This is a genomic window from Streptomyces sp. CNB091 (genome assembly GCF_000377965.1).
The window spans coordinates 85141-101260 of record NZ_KB899005.1; the positions used below are offsets into that span (position 1 = coordinate 85141).

Genomic DNA, 16120 nt, shown 5'->3' on the forward strand with positions numbered 1-16120 from the left:
TGCTGCGGTGAACAGCTGTATCCGCCCTGTGAGGGGCCCCATAGGGGGGTGGGGTGAGGGGGTCGGAAAAATCGGGAGCGGTAGGCGCGGCAGGTCGGGGAAAGCGGTGATCGGGCCGGGCGGGAAGGTCTTTTCGAGGCACGGAAAATGAAATCCGGCACCGCGCAGGGGGGTTGACCGGGAACGGCCGTCTTTGGCATAACGGCCTTTCCCGCCGACCTACTGAGCACGGCCCGGCCATTCGCCCGGGGTGCTTCGATGAAGGGGCTGTCCCGCCATGACCGAACCTGTAACCGACAGCGAGGCGCCGGCCTACCCGCTGTGCCCGATGGACCGGCTGGACGCCTATCCGGTCTACGACCGGCTGCGTGTCGAGGAACCGCTCGCCAAGGTGCGCCTGCCCTACGGCGAACCGACCTGGCTCGCCACCCGGCACGCGGACGTCAGAGCCCTCCTGATGGACCAGCGCTTCAGCCGTGAGGCGGGACTGGAGAAGGACGCACCGCGCTTCGCCCCGGGCCCGTACGCGTACAGCATCCCGTTCATGGACCAGCCCGTGCACACGAAGGCGCGCAAGCACGTCGCCCGGGCGTTCACCAAGAAGCGGATCGAGGCGCTGCGACCGCACGTCCAGCAGATCGCCGACGATCTCATCGACGCCTTGATCGCACGGGGCCGGGGCGCGGACATCGTCGACGTCATCGCCCGCCCGCTGCCGGTCGCCGTCAACTGCGTGCTCTACGACGTCCCCGAAGAGGACCGGGCCGACTTCCTCGCCTGGTCGGTGGGGCTGCTGTCCACCACCGACGCGCCGGTCGAGGAGTTCGTCGCCAACTTCACCAACCTGCTCGGCTACACCACCAAGCTGATCGCGGAGCGTCGCGAGAAGCCGGGCGAGGACCTGGTCAGCGCGCTGGTGAAGGTGTGGGACGCGCAGGACGACTTCCCGGCCGAGGAACTGCCCAACCATGTGGTGGCGCTGCTGCTGGGCGGTCACGAACCGGTCGCCGCCCACCTGGCCAACTCCCTCTACACCCTGCTCGAACGGCCCGAGGCCTACGCCCAGCTGCACGAGCGGCCGGAGATCATGCCGACCGCCGTCGAGGAGCTGCTGCGGTTCGTCTCCATCGGAGACGTCTTCGGCTTCGGCAGCTACGCCACGGAGGACGTCGAGCTGGAGGGCGGCACCGTGCGTGAAGGCGAGCCGATCCTCGCCCTCCTGGCCTCCGCCAACCGCGACGAGAAGGTCTTCGAGCGCCCGGACGAGCTGGACCTGACCCGCGAGGTCAACCCGCACGTCGCCTTCGGCCACGGCCCGCACTACTGCGTCGGTGCCTGGCTGGCCCGGCTCGAACTCCAGGTCGTTCTCGCCACGCTGGCCCGTCGGCTGCCCTCCCTGCGGCTCGCCGGGGGCGACCGCACCGACTGGTGGTACGACATCACCACCGTCATCCGCGGCCTGAAGAAGATCCCGGTCGAGTGGTGACGGCCGGCGCGCGGATCAGCGGCCTGGGCGGCTACCGGCCCGCCCGGTCCGTGACCAACGAGGAGATCGCGGCGAGCACATCGCTCACCGCCGACTGGATCACCGACCGGACCGGGCTGAGGACCCGGGGCCACGCCGGCGACGCCGAGACGATCGTGGCGATGGCCGTCGAGGCGGGCGCAGCCGCCCTGCGCGACGCCGGAGTCGCCCCGGAGAGTGTCGGCCTCGTGGTGCTGGCCACCCAGACCCCGGAGAACCTCATCCCGGCGGGGGCGCCGGAGATCGCGACGCTCCTCGGCTGCGCGGGGGCCGGCGCCTACGACCTCAACGCCGCCTGCGCGGGGTTCACCTACGCCCTGGCCGCCGCCGCCGACGCGGTCCGCCTCGGCCATGTGGAGCACGCCGTCGTCATCGGATCCGAGCGGCTCACCGATTGGACGACCCCCGCCATCGAGGACGTGTACGCCATGCTCGCGGACGGCGCCGGGGCGGTCGTGGTCTCCCGCGCCGCCGAGGACGGGATCGGCCCCCCGGTCTGGGGCAGCGACGGAGCCCGCAGGGACGTGCTGGCCGTGCCGGACGGGGAGCGTCACATCACCATGCGCGGCAAGCTCGTCTTCAAGTGGGCCATCGACTGCCTGCCGCCCGCCGCCCGGCTCGCCTGCGAACGGGCGGGCACCACCGTCGGGGACCTCGACTGGCTCGTCATGCACCAGGCCAACCGCAGGATCCTGGACGCCGTCGCCAAGGATCTCGGTATCGACCAGGACCGGGTGGCCCGCGACATCATCGACGCGGGAAACACCTCGGCGGCCTCCGTTCCCCTCGCCCTGCTCGCCCTGCGGGAATCCGGCGCGACCCGGCCAGGAGAAAGCGCGCTGTTCCTCGGATTCGGCGCCGGACTTACGTACGCAGGACAAGTCGTCACCATCCCCTGAAGGGAATTCCATGTCCGCAGACGAAATGCTCTACGGAATCGACGAACTCATTCGTCAGTTCTCCGCTCCCACCCGGGAGATCACCCCCGCCTCGAAATTCCGCGAGGACCTCGACATGGACTCGCTCACCACCATCGAACTCTTCACCGCGGCGGAACGGCGGTTCGGTGTGGTCATTCCGGACGAGGAGGTCGGCAGCATCAACACCGTCGGCGAACTCCGGGACTTCGTCGCCCGGGCGACCGCCTCCTGACGGCCCGCGCCGCCCGCTGGAGGAGCGGGCGGCGGCACCCGCCGGGGAGCGGGCGGCGTCGGCCCCTCAACGGGAGAACACCTCGGTCAGCTCCCCGCGCCGGGTCACCGCCAGCTTGCGGTAGACCCTCGTCAGGTGCTGCTCCACCGTGCTCGCCGTGACCCGCAGCTCCAAGGCGATCTCGCGGTTGGTGCGCCCCAGCGCGGCCAGCTTGGCGACCCGCTCCTCCGCGCCGGTGAGCGTCGCCCGCACCGCGCGGCCCGCGGGGAACACGGACGCCGCGGCCCGGCTCCCCGGCCGTCGGCGCAGGACCTCGCGCTCCCCGTCCAGGGCGGGTTCCCGCCCTGGGGCCGTGCCCGGCTCCGGGCGCTGCGGCTCACCCCGCCCCCCGCCCTCCGCGCGCAGCTCCGCCAGCGTCCGCGTCAGGGTGTCCCGTCCGCCGCCCGCCCCCGGCCCCTCCGGCAGCCGTCCGCGCCGCCCGCCCGGGGCGACCGCCGCCAGCATCCGCAGCGACGCCCCCCGGGTCGGCGAGAGCCCGGGACGCTCCATCGCGAGCTGTTCCTCGGCCAGCCACCGGGCCTCCGCCCGGTGGCCGAGCACCAGACACGCCTCGGCGGCATCGCCCCGCCACGGTGCCAGGGACGGCAGGTCGAAGCGGCCCTTGCGCATCAGCCGCCCGCAGGCCAGGAAGTCCTCCAGCGCCTTGTCCGGTCTCCCCGCCAGCAGTTCGAGGCGGCCCCGCGCGCGCAGATGGACCGGCCCGAGGAGGGTTTCCGACAGTGCCGGCGGCACCGGCCGGGCGGCCAGCTCCGCCGCCGTGCCGACATCGCCCGCCGCGACGGCGGCCCGCAGCGCCAGGATCAGCGGCATCGCCGCGCCCAGCGGCCAGTACTGTTCCGGGACCAGCCGCATCGCCTGCCGGGCGAGCCGCCCGGCGCTCGCCGGATTGTCCTGGCGCAGCGCGATCTCCGCCTTCACGAGGGTCAGCATGAGCCGCTGCCCGGCGAGCCCGCTCCCCTCCTCCGACCGCGCCAGGGTGTGGTGCCAGTCGGCGGCCCGGTCGGTACGGCCGGACAGGATCAGCGTGTACAGCGCCGTGCCCGTGGCCTCCAGCGCCGGGACGCCCGCGCTCAGTCCGGACAGCGCCGCGTCGGCCTCCGCGGCCGCGGTCTTCCGATCGCCCGAGGCCAGGAGCGAGCGGAGCGCGCCGACCGCCCGCAGCCGGGGGTCCGGGGGTGTCCCCGCGTCCGCCGCGACCTCCTCGCGGTACGCGGGGTACCAGGTGCCCAGCGACAGCCGGGAGAGCCGCAGGTGCAGTGCGGTGCGCGGGTCGGCCACCTCCAGCGCCGCGTCCAGCGCGGGCAGCACCGTCGCCATCTCGTCCAGCCGCCCCGACAGGAACAGATGCCGCAGGATCAGCGGCAGATGAGAGGGTGCGACCCGATCGTGCCGCAGGGGCCGGGTCAGCCGGTGCACGCGCCGTGCGGTCGCGAACGGGTTCACCCACTGCTCGTGGTGGGCCAGCCGCATCACCAGCTCGTCGCGGAGCCGCGGGTCCCTGCACGCCCGGGCGGCCAGGTCGAGGAAGGCCGCCGCGTGGTCGGGCCGGCCCAGCCCCGCCGCCTCCTCCGCGGCCTCGTCCAGCACCCGCTGCGCCCAGTCCTCCTGGGCGTACCCCGAGGACAGCAGGTGCAGGGCCACCGTCGTGGACGAGGCGCCGTCGTCGTCCAGAGCGCGGGCCGCCCGCAGCTGGAGGCCGGCACGCTCGCTCTGCGTCAGATCCGCCAGCACCGCTTCCCGCGCGGCCGGGTGCCGGAACCGAGGTCCGGTCATCAGCCCCGTGTGCTCCAGCGAGGAGAGCGCCCGCTCCACCGCGTCGTCGTCCCGGTCCAGGATCCGGGCGATCAGTTCCGGGTGCGCCGAGTCGCCCAGTACCGCTGCCACGCCGGCCACCTCCCGGCCGCCCGGCTGGTCGCGGTGGACGCAGTACAGCACCGCCTGCTGGTAGGCGGTTCCCACCGTGATGCCGTCCCCGGCGCCCGCCTCACGGGAGTCCTGCAACAGCGCCCGGGTGAGCAGCGGGTTGCCCCCGGTGACCGCGTGCACGGCCTCCGCCGCGGGCCGGGCGCCCCGGGGCGTGCCTCCCTCCGCCAGCAGCGCCTCGACCCCGGTCACCGACAGCGGCCCCACCGGCAGCTGCCGGTAGTGCGGCTGCCCCAGCAGCCCGGCCCGGAACAGCGGGTGCACGGTCTCCGCTCCGGCCCGTTCCGCCAGCACGATCATCAGCCGCGCCGATCGCGAGCGGTGCGCCAGGTGAAGCAGGAACTGGAGCGACGGCATATCCGCGAACTGCACGTCGTCCACCAGCATCAGGACCGGCGTCTTCGCCGCCAGCCCAAGCACCACCTCGCACAGTCCGTCCAGGGTCTGCCCCGCGATGTGGCCGACCGCCTCCGAGCACCGGTCGGAGGTGTGCGAGGCCGCCGTCCGGGCCTCCTCCAGCAGCCGGTCCGCCCGTGCGTTCCGGACCGGGGAGCCGACCTTGGCGAGCAGCTGCGAGAGCGCGTCGAGCGGGGCGGGCTCACTGGACCGCAGGCACTGCGCCTCCAGCACCACGGCACCCTCGCCTACCGCGAAGTCCGCCGTCTCGTAGATGAGTTCGGTCTTCCCCGAGGCCGGCGGGCCGGTGACCAGGACGAGCGCCCCGGCCCCGGCCAGGGAGCCGGTGAACAGCTCCCGCAGCTGACGCAGCTCGTCGTCCCGTTCGAAGAGATTCATGGTCATGCGTGTGAATTCCCCCGTAGAGCAAAGGACTGGTTCTGCGGGGTGGCGGCCGTACGGGCCGCCACCCCAGGCGCCTCAGCGGCGGTTGCGGGCACGCCTGTGCAACGCGGGCCGCCCCGCGGGGGCCGCTTCGCCGAGCCGCTCGGCCAGCGCTGCCACGGTCGGCGCCTCGAACACCGTGCGGATGCTGATGTCGGCGTCCAGGTCCGCGCGGACGCGGCTCACCAGCCGGGTGGCCAGCAGCGAGTGCCCGCCGAGGTCGAAGAACGCGTCGTCGATCCCGACGTTCTCCACCCTCAGCAGCTCCGCGAACAGACCGCACAGTCTGCGTTCCCGTTCGTTGCGCGGCTCCCGCCCGGCCACCGGCAGATAGTCCGGTGCGGGCAGCGCGCGGGTGTCGAGCTTGCCGTTGGTGGTCAGCGGCAGCCGCTCGATCACCACGACCGCCGAGGGGACCATGTACTCGGGCAGCCCCCCGCGCACCCCCTCGCGCAGGGCTGGGCCCTCCGGCCGGGTGCCCGCCGCGGGTATCACGTACCCCACGAGCCTGCGGTCGCCGGCCGTCTCCTCCCGGACGGTGACAACGGCCCGCGCGACCCCGGGAAGCGCGGCGAGCGCCGCCTCGATCTCACCCAGCTCGATCCGGAAGCCGCGGATCTTGACCTGCTGGTCGGCGCGGCCCACGAACTCCAGGCCGCCCGTCCGGTCCCGGCGCACCACATCGCCTGTCCGGTACATGCGACTGCCCGGTGCGCCGTAGGGGTCGGCCACGAAGCGGTGGGCGCTCAGGCCCGGCCGGTTCAGATACCCCCGGGCGACGCCCGCCCCGGCGACGTACAGCTCCCCGGGCACCCCGGGCGGCACCGGAGTGAGCCAGTCGTCCAGGACATAGCAGGCCAGGTCCGGAATGGGGACCCCGACCGGGCCCGCGTGCCCGGCCGCCGCGGCCGACTCGGGGTCCAGCCGCAGATGGCTCACGTGCACCGTGGTCTCGGTGGTGCCGTACATGTTCACCAGCTCCGGCGTCCGAGGATGCCGCTCGTACCAGCCCGCCAGCCGCGACGGGTCCAGGGCCTCCCCGCCGAACACCACCGTGCGCAGGGCCAGCCGGTCCCCGGCCGCCGGATGCTCCCGGTCCGCCTCGGCCAGCTGGTAGAAGGCCGAGGGCGTCTGGTTGAGCACCGTCACACCCTCGTCCGCCAGCAGCGCGAGGAACTGCTCCGGCGCCCGGCTCACCTCGTGCGGCACCACGACGACCCGGCCGCCCCACAACAGCGCCCCCCAGATCTCCCAGACCGAGAAGTCGAAGGCCGCCGAGTGGAACATCGTCCACACGTCGTCCGGGCCGAAGCCGAACCAGTGCTGTGTCGCGTCCAGCAGCCGCACCACATTGCGCTGTGGCACGGAGACGCCCTTGGGCGCCCCGGTCGAGCCGGAGGTGTAGATGACGTACGCGGGGTGGTCCGGCAGCAGCGGGCCGGTGCGGTCCGCGTCCACCGGACCGGTGGACGGGCAGCCGTCCCAGGGGCGTTCGCCGGGCCCGTCGACCAGCACCACCTCGGCCGTCGACCCGGCGGTGAGCGCGGTCGACTCCGTGCGTCCGGCCAGGAGCAGCGCGAACGCGGCGTCGGCGCTCATGTGCGCGATCCGGTCCGCCGGGTACGCGGGGTCGATCGGCACATAGACGCCCCCGGCCTTCACCACCGCCAGCATCGCGACGACGATCTCGGCCGTACGGGGCAGCAGCAGCCCCACCCGGACCTCGGGCCCCACCCCCCGGCCGATCAGCCAGTGGGCGAGCCGGTTGGCCCGTGCGTCCAGCTCCGCGTACGACAGCCGCTCGGCGCCGCTCACCACGGCGACGGCGTCCGGGGCCCGGCGCACCCGCTCGGCGAACCTCCCGGCGATCGTCGCCGCCGGGGCCGCGGGGCCCGGCGGCACCGCCAGCCGCCCGCGTTCGCCGGGCAGCAGCACGTCCGCCGCCCCGATCGGCCGGGCCGGGTCGGCCACCGCTTGCCGGAGGAACCGGATCCACCGGGCCACCAGCTCACCGACCGTCTCCGGGTCGTAGAGGTCGGTGGCGTATTCCGCCATCAGGGTCATGCCGTCCGGCCGCCCCTGCGCGTCGTGCTGCTCGGTGAAGGAGAACCACAGGTCGTAGCGGGCCCGGTCGGTGCCGCCGAACTCCGGGCGGGCTTCCAGGCCCGGCAGGTCCAGGACAGCCTGCGGGGCGTTCTGCCACGCCAGGCAGACCTGGAAGAGCGGATGGTGCGCGGCGGACCGCTGGGGGTTGAGCCGCTTCACCACGTGGTCGAACGGAACGTCCTGGTGGGCGAAGGCCGCCAGGCTGGTCTCCCGCACCCGGGCGACCAGCTCCACGAAGGACGGGTCGCCCGACGTGTCGGCGCGCAGCACCAGTGTGTTGACGAAGAGCCCGACCAGGTCCTCCAGCGCTTCGTCGCCCCGCCCCGCCACCGGCGCCCCGAGCGGGATGTCCGTCCCGGCACCGAGCCGGGTGAACAACGCGGCGGCGGCGGCCTGCACCACCATGAACACCGTCGCGTCCAACGACCTTGCCAGCTGCACCAGTTCACGGTGCAGCCCGCCGTCGAAGGCGAACCAGGCCGTACGCCCCGCGTGCGAGGCGGCGGCGGGCCGCGGCCGGTCGGCCGGCAGCGCCAGGCACTCCGGCAGACCGGCCAACTGCCGCTCCCAGTAGGCCAGCTGGCGGGCATGCAGACTCGATGGATCGCCCGCCTCGCCCAGTAGCGAACGCTGCCACAGCACGTAGTCGACGTACTGCGCGGGCATCTCCGGCCACGGTGGCGCACCGCCCGCCAGTCGCGCGGTGTAGGCCGTGGCCAGATCCCGCGACAACGGAGCGAACGACCAGCCGTCCCCGGCGGTGTGGTGCACCAGGATCAGCAGCACCCCACTCCGCGGCGACTCCGCCACCTCGAACAGCACCGCCCGCCAGGGCACTTCGGCCGTCAGGTCGAAGGCGTACGCCGACGCCCGGCCCACCTCGGCGGTCAGCTCGTCCGCCGTCACCCGCCGGATCTCCAGCGGCACCGGCACCGCACCGGCGGGCATGATCCGCTGACGCGCCTCGCCCCCGGTGGAGGAGAACACCGTGCGCAGCGACTCGTGGCGCGCGCCGACATCGTTCAGCGCCGCCTCCAGCGCCCCGGTGTCGAGCGTGCCGGTGAGCCGCAGCACCAGCGGCATGTTGTACGTCGAGGACGAGCCGTCCCGCTCGTGCAGGAACCACAGGGCCTGCTGGGCGTAGGACAGCGGCAGCACTTCCGGGCGTTCGGCGGGCGACATCCTGGGCCGCCCGCGCCCCGCGTCCGTCTCACCGGCGATCCGCCGGGCGAGACCTGCCGCGGTGGGCGCGTCGAACACCAGCCGGCCGGGCAGCTCCAGATCGAGCAGGGCCCGGAGCCTGCTGGTCAGCTTGCTCGCGGAGAGCGAGTGCCCACCGAGGTCGAAGAAGTCCTCCCCGGTCCCGACCCGGGCCAGCCCGAGCACCTCCGCGAACAGCCCGCACACGATCTCCTCGTACGCGCTGCCCGGCCGCTGCCGCCCCACCGGGCCCGGACCTCCGCCGGGCAGCCCCGCCCCCGCGTCCGGCGGCAGTGGCAGCGGCACCACCACGGACGGCGTGAGCGCGGCCGGCAGATCGCCCCCGGCCCCCGTACCGGCGCCCGCTCCGGCGCCCGGCGCGGGAACGACGTAGGCCACCACCCGCACCTCGCCCTCGCCCACCTGCCGGGGGACGACGAGCGCCTGCTCCACCGACGGGTCGGCGAGCAGCGCGCCCCGTACCCGGTCCAGGAGCTCCCGGACCCGGCCGTCCGCGCTCTCGGGCCCCAGGGGGTGGGCCCGGCCGGTGCCCGCGGCCACCGCGCCGACCGCCGCCGCGCGCCGGCGGACCGCCAGCGCACGTGTCACCGGCTGCGGCTCGCCCGCGGACAGCGCGCCGGTGTCCAGATGCGCCAGTACCGTCACCGGCAAGGGACAGTCCAGCGCCGCGTCGAACAGCTCCAGCGCCCCCGCCGGGGGCATCGGGGTCAGCCCGGCCCCGCGCAGCGCCGCGCGCTCGGCGGCGCCCAGGTGCCCGGTCATGCCGCTGTCGGTCTCCCACAGCCCCCAGGCGAAGGAGACGGCGGGCAGCCCCAGGGCCCGGCGCCGCTGGGTCAACCCGTCCAGAAACGCGTTGGCCGCCGCGTAGTTCGCCTGACCAGCGCCGACCAGCACACCCGCCACCGACGAGAACGACACGAACGCGGTGACCCCCAGGTCCCGGGTCAGCGAGTGCAGCAGCCACGCGGCGTCCACCTTGGGCCGGAAGACCCGCTCCAGACGGCCGGGCGTCAGCTCCGCCAGGACGGCGTCGTCCAGGACACCCGCCGCGTGGATCACGGTCCGCAGCGGCCGGTCGGCCGGGATCGCGGCCAGCAGTGCGGCCAGTGCGGTCCGGTCGGCCACATCGCAGGCGGCGACCGACACCCGCGCGCCCAGCGCGGTCAGTTCCGCGCACAGCTCGGTCGCCCCCGGGGCCGACCCACCGCGCCGCCCCGCCAGTACCAGGTCGCGCACCCCGTGCTCGACCACCAGGTGACGGGCCACGAGCCCGGCCACCACACCGGTGCCGCCGGTGATCAGCGCCGTGCCCGTCGGGTCGATCCCCGGCATCGGGGACGCCGTGTCACCGTCCCCGGCGACCGGACGCAGCCGCGGGACCAGGAGCCGGTCCCCGCGGACGGCGAGCAACGGCTGGTCCTGACGCAGGGCGACCGTCGCCGCGGCCGCGATCAGCTCACCGGCGGGCTCCGCCGGACCGGCCACATCGACCAGCGCGAACCGGTCCGGCTGCTCCATCTGCGCGGCCCGGAGGAAGCCCCAGCCCGCCGCCGCGGCGAGGTCCGCCACATCGTCCTCGGGCGCTGTGGCGACGGCCCCCCGGGTGAGGAAGACCCAGCGGGTGCGGGCCAGCCGGGGTTCGGCGGCCACCCCGTTCACCAGCGCCAGCAGCCGTCCTGTCAACTCGCGCGCCGTGAGCGCCTCGTCTGCCCGGTCACCGCCCCCGCCGGACGGCGTACCGGCCAGCGGGACGAGCACCGCCTCGGGCACCTCGGCGCCGCCGGTGACGGCCGCGCGCAGTGCGGCGGGATCGGCGTGACGCACGGCCCCGGGCGGCACGGGCGCATCACCCAGCACCGCCCAGCGCACATCGTCCGCCACCGGCGCCGGGGCCAGCGGCACCCAGCGCGTGTGGTGCAGGGGCCGCCCGCCGCCGGACACCCGCACCGGCCGGACCGCCCGCGTCACCACCCGGTCGACGCGCAGCACGAGGCCGCCCGCCGCGTCGGCGGCCACCACCTCGAAGGCGTCCGGACCGGCGGGGGAGACCCGCACCCGCAGCGTCGTCGCCCCGTCGGCGTAGAGGCCCACCCCCTCCATCCGGACCGCCTCCCGGCCCGCCGGGAGCAGCGCCAGCGCCCCGGCCAGCAGTGCCGGATGCAGCCCGAACCCGTCCTCCTCCGTCCCGGCGGCGAGCGCCAGCTCCGCGTACACCGCGTCGCCCGCCCGCCACCTCCCGGACACCACGACCGGCCCGCCCGCCGGGGCCTCCCGCGCGTCCTCCGGCCCCGCGACCGCCCCCGTCGGTGGCCACTCCTCCAGTCCCGCGGCCACGGTCCCGGCGGGCGGCTCCGCCAGCACCGCCCGCGCGTGCCGGACCCAGCCGATCGCCGGCGGCGCGCCCACCGGACGGGTGTGCACGCGCGCCCGCCCGTGGCCGTCGCTGTCCGGCGACACGGTGACCCGCAGGTCGACCGGGAAGCCGGGCGCCGGCATGGGCGCCTCCAGATCCAGCCGCGCCACATGCCCGGGAACAGCCGGGACACCGTGCTCGACAGCGGCCAGGACCAGCTCGACCAGGGCCGCCCGCTGCCCGGCCGCCCCGGGCAGCACGCCCGTGTCCAGCCTGCCGGTGAAGACCCAGCCCTCGCCGCCGGGCAGCTCCACCGCCGCGCCCAGCAGCGGATGCCCCGCCTCGCGCAGACCCAGGGCCGCCGCGTCAGGCGCGGCGGGCCGAGGTCGCAGCCAGTAGGACGACCGCTGGAAGGCATAGGTGGGCAGGGCCGTGCGGGCGGTGCCGCCGGACAGCTCTGCCCAGTCGACCCGCACCCCGTCGGCGAACAGCCGCGCCGCGTTCAGCAGCAGCTGCTGCCAGGCGTCCTGGTCGCGCCGCAGCGTCCCCACCACCGTGCCCGGCACCCGCGCCGCGGCCAGGGTGTCGCGCACCCCGCCGGAGACCACCGGATGCGGGCTCACCTCGACGAACGTGGTGGCGCCCGAAGCCGCCAACTCCCTCACGGTCTGCTCGAACAGCACCGGGCCCCGGAGATTCCCGTACCAGTAGGCGCCGTCCAGAACGGTCCCGTCGACGAGACCGCCCCGCACGCTCGAATGGAAAGGCACCTCCCCGGGGCGCGGAGCCACGTCCGTCAACGCCGTGAGCAACTCCTCGCGCAGCGGCTCCATGTGCGCGGAGTGCGAGGCGTAGTCGACGTCCACGCGGCGCGCCTCCACCCCGTCCGCGCGGCAGTCGGCCAGCGCGGCTTCGATCGCGTCCTCCGGGCCCGCGACCACGACCGTGCCCGGCCCGTTGTACGCCGCCATCGTCACCGCCCCGCCCAGCCGCTCCAGCCGGACGCGTACTTCCTCGGCGGGCAGCGGGACCGACGCCATGGCACCGGTCCCGGCCAGCCGGCCCAGTGCCCGGCACCGCAGCGCCACGACCTTCGCGGCGTCCTGGAGCGACAGCGCCCCGGCCACACAGGCCGCCGCGATCTCGCCCTGGGAGTGGCCCACCACCGCGTCCGGCTCGACCCCGCAGGACCGCCACACCTCGGCCAGGGCCACCATCACCGCCCACAGCGCCGGCTGCACCACATCCACCCGCTCCAGCGACGCCGACCCCGGGACGCCGCGCAGCACATCGGTCAAGGACCAGTCGGTGTACGGCGCCAGAGCCCGGGCGCACGCGTCGATGCGCTCCCGGAACACGGGTGACCCGTCCAGCAGCTGCCGGGCCATGCCCGCCCACTGCGCGCCCTGCCCGGGGAAGACGAACACCGTCCGCCCCGGCCGGCCGGCCCGCTCCGCGCCCGGCGTCACCACACCGGCCTGCCGGGTACCCGCGGCCAGCGCCTCCAGCGCCGCGCCGAGTCCGCCCCGCCCGGAGTCGACGACGACGGCCCGGGACGCGAAGACGGTACGGGTGGTGGCGAGCGAGTACGCCAGGTCGGCGGGGGCGGGCCCGGCCTCGGACAGCAGCGCGGACCGCAGCAGCCGCGCCTGCCCGGCGAGAGCCGCCGGGGTCTTCGCGGACAGCGCCAATGCCACCGGTGCGTCGGCGGCACCCGCGGCGGGCAGCCGGGTGCGGGCGGCGACCGGCGAAACGGGCTCGGCCTCCGGGGCCTCCTCGACGATCAGATGGGCGTTGGTGCCGCTGACCCCGAAGGACGACACCCCCGCGCGCCGGGGGACCTCCGACTCCGGCCACGCCGCCGGCTCGGAGAGCAGGGACACCGCTCCGGAGGTCCAGTCCACATGCCCGGTGGGCCGCTGGGCGTGCAGGGTGCGCGGCAGCACCCCGTGCCGCAGCGCCATCACCATCTTGATCACCCCGGCCACCCCCGCCGCGGCCTGGGTGTGCCCGATGTTCGACTTCACCGAGCCCAGCCGCAGCGGCCGGTCCGCAGGACGGTCCTGCCCGTAGGCGGCGAGCAGGGCCTGCGCCTCGATCGGGTCGCCCAGCCGGGTCCCGGTGCCGTGGGCCTCCACGGCGTCCACATCGCGTGCTGCGAGGCCCGCGTCCGCCAGGGCGTCCCGGATCACCCGCTCCTGGGACGGGCCACTGGGCGCGGTCAGCCCGTTGGAAGCGCCGTCCTGGTTGACCGCCGAGCCCCGGATCACCGCGAGCACCGGGTGGCCCTCGCGCCGGGCCCGGGAGAGCGGCATGAGCAACAGCAGGCCCACGCCCTCGGCCAGCCCGAAGCCGTCGGCCCCGTCCCCGAACGCCTTGCACCGGCCGTCGGGGGCGAGCCCGCCCAGTCTGCTGAACTCCTTGAACATGCCGAGGCTCGACATGACCGTCACTCCGCCCGCCAGGGCGAGGTCGCACTCGCCCCGCCGCAGAGACCGGACGGCGAGATGGAGCGCGACCAGGGAGGAGGAACACGCGGTGTCCACGGTCAGCGCGGGACCCTCCAGCCCGAGCGCGTAGGCGATCCGGCCGGACAGCACGCTCAGGGCGTTGCCGGTGAGCACCTGCCCCTCGTGCGCGGAGCCGCTGTCAAGCCCCGGGCCGTAATCCATGGCCATGGCACCGACAAATACACCGGCCCGCTTGCCGGCCCACGCGGAGGGCAGGATGCCGCATTCCTCGAAGGCTTGCCAAGCAGTTTCCAGAAGAAGCCGTTGCTGCGGATCCATTGACTCGGCTTCGCGTGGGCTGATACCGAAGAAATCGGCGTCGAATTGCCCCGCATCCTTCAGCAGACCGGCCCCGCGCTGATAGTAGCTATCAGACTCCGAAGGGTCCACGGAATATTTACCGGCGACATCCCAGTACCGGTCGGCGGGGAAAGCGGCAATCGCGTCCCCGCCCCCCGCGACCAGCTGCCAGAGATCCTCCGCGCTTTCCACGTTCCCGTCCGTGCCGGGGTAGCGACAGGCCATGGAGACGATCGCGACCGGCTCGTCCGCGGCACCCGGCACGCTCGCCCCGGCGGGCGTCGTTTCCGGCTTCGACGCGTCCCGCGCGCCAGCCTCCCGGCGCGCCCCGGACAGCCGCTCGGCGAGGTGCTCGGCCAGCCGCGACGGCGTCGGATGGTCGAACACCACTGTCACCGGGAGCCGGACGGACAGCGCCCGCGCCAGCCGGCCGCGCAGGGACACCGCGGCCACCGAGTCGAAACCCAGCTCCCGGAACGGCCTGTCCGCGTCCAGCCCCCCGGTGCCCGGCAGCCCCGCCGCCGCTGCCGTCTCCCGCAGCACCGCTTCCTCCAGAGCCGCCCGCAGCTCCGCACCGGACAGGCCGGCCGTCACGCCCGTCCGGCCCGGCCCGTCCCCCGGCCCCGCGCCGGCCCCGTCGTCCGCCACGTCCACCGGCCCGGGCAGTTCGAGCGCCGCCCCGTGCCCCGGGTGCGGCAGCTCCGGGCGGGGCTCCACCCCGTCCACGTACAGCTCGGACAGCGACCGGCGGAACTGTCCGAACCCGTCCGGGCCGCGCCGGACGGTGGAGCGCACCACCGCGTCCGCGCCCGCCTTCTCCACCGTGTCCTGCATGGCCGCGGTGAGCACCGGATGCGGGCTGATCTCCAGCAGCACCTCATGACCCGCGTCGAGGGCGGCCCGTACGGTCTCCTCGAAGCGGACGGTGCCGCGCAGATTGGTGCACCAGTACTCCGCGTCCGGCCGGGCGTCGGCCCACTCCCGGGCGTAAACGGTCGAGTAGAAGGCCGTCGTGGGCGTCGCGGGCCGCAGTTCTGCCAGGTCGGACCGCATCCGGGGCGTGATCTCGTCGATCTGCCCGGAGTGCGCGGCCAGGCCCACGTCGATGACCCGTGCCCGCACTCCCTCACCGCCCAGGGCGGCCACCAGGTCCCGCGCGTCCCGCGGCGGGCCGGAGACGATCACGGAGGACGGGCCGTTCACGGCGGCGACGACCAGACGTCCGTCCCACCGGGCCAGCCGGTCGCGGACCGCTTCCTCGGAGGCCAGCACGGACACCATGTCGCCCCGGCCCACCAGCGTCGCCTGCGCCTGGCTCCAGCGCGCGGCCACTCGCGCCGCGTCCTCCAGGGGCAGCGCCCCGCTCACCGCCGCCGCCGCGACCTCGCCCAGGCTGTGCCCGATGACGGCGGCGGGCTCCACGCCGTGCGCCCGCCACACCTCGGCCAGCGCCACCATGACCGCCCACAGCGCGGGCTGCACCACATCCACCCGGTCCAGCCCCGGAGCGCCGGGGCGCTCCCGCAGTACGTCCTGGAGCGACCAGTCGACGAACGGGTTCAGCGCCCGCTCACACGCCTCGATCCACCTGCGGAAGACCTCCGAGGACTCCAGCAGATCCGCGGTCATCCCCGGCCACTGCGCGCCCTGCCCGGGGAAGACGAACACCGCCCGGCGCCCTGCCCGCCCGGTCCCGCGTACGAGCCCGGACGCCTCCCGGCCCCCGGCCAGGTCCCGTAACAGGGCCAGCAGCTCCGCGCCCTCCCCGGCGGTCAGGGCCGCCCGGTGCGCACCTCCGGAGGGGAGCCGCGCCAGCGCACGGCCCACGTCCGCCGGCTTCCAGCCGGGCAGCTCCGTCAAGTGGGCGGCGAGAGCACCGGCGTGCGCCTCCAGTGCGGCGGAACTGGTCCCGGATATGAGCCATAAGTGGAAAGAGCTGGAAGTCCTGGTCATAACCATCCCGCATTCTCGCTCTGTCAAAAGGGCGTAAAGAATCGATTCGACCCGCAGAGGGCACCGGCATGCAAGGGGTGGTGCGAAGGAAGCTCAGGGCCGTGTAATTGCGGCGATTCCCTGTCCGAAATTTCCCCAAACGCCCGTTTCTTTCTCCGGTGAGTTCGTCGAGCACCG

The 16120-nt window shown here is 74.8% G+C and carries 5 protein-coding genes; 3 read left to right on the plus strand and 2 right to left on the minus strand.

Translation table 11 applies throughout. From position 1 onward, the window contains the following. Nucleotides 1–277: 277 nt before the first annotated feature. The 3 genes from D581_RS0126435 to D581_RS0126445 are packed head-to-tail and all read left to right on the plus strand — an operon-like array spanning nt 278 to nt 2677. Nucleotides 278–1486: a cytochrome P450 gene (locus tag D581_RS0126435; RefSeq protein ID WP_018960194.1), complete on the plus strand. Its 1209-nt coding sequence runs from the start codon at nt 278–280 to the stop codon at nt 1484–1486. Next, complete coding sequence (locus D581_RS0126440; RefSeq protein WP_018960195.1) at nt 1480–2424, plus strand: beta-ketoacyl-ACP synthase 3; 945 nt, start codon at nt 1480–1482, stop codon at nt 2422–2424. The genes D581_RS0126435 and D581_RS0126440 overlap by 7 nt, the downstream gene beginning before the upstream one ends. Before the next feature lie 10 nt (nt 2425–2434). Next, the gene (locus D581_RS0126445; RefSeq protein ID WP_026290930.1) at nt 2435–2677 is read left to right on the plus strand and encodes an acyl carrier protein; all 243 of its coding nucleotides are present in this window, start codon (nt 2435–2437) and stop codon (nt 2675–2677) included. A gap of 66 nt (nt 2678–2743) precedes the next feature. On the opposite strand, the gene D581_RS0126450 is transcribed toward D581_RS0126445, so the two are convergent. Together D581_RS0126450 and D581_RS1000000139055 are read right to left on the minus strand one after the other, a co-directional pair. Beyond that, a complete protein-coding gene (locus D581_RS0126450; protein ID WP_018960197.1) occupies nt 2744–5461 on the minus strand; it encodes an ATP-binding protein in 2718 nt (905 codons plus the stop codon). A 75-nt stretch (nt 5462–5536) separates the two neighbouring features. Then, nucleotides 5537–15850: a hybrid non-ribosomal peptide synthetase/type I polyketide synthase gene (locus D581_RS1000000139055; RefSeq protein WP_051114644.1), complete on the minus strand. Its 10314-nt coding sequence runs from the start codon at nt 15848–15850 to the stop codon at nt 5537–5539. Nucleotides 15851–16120 lie beyond the last annotated feature (270 nt).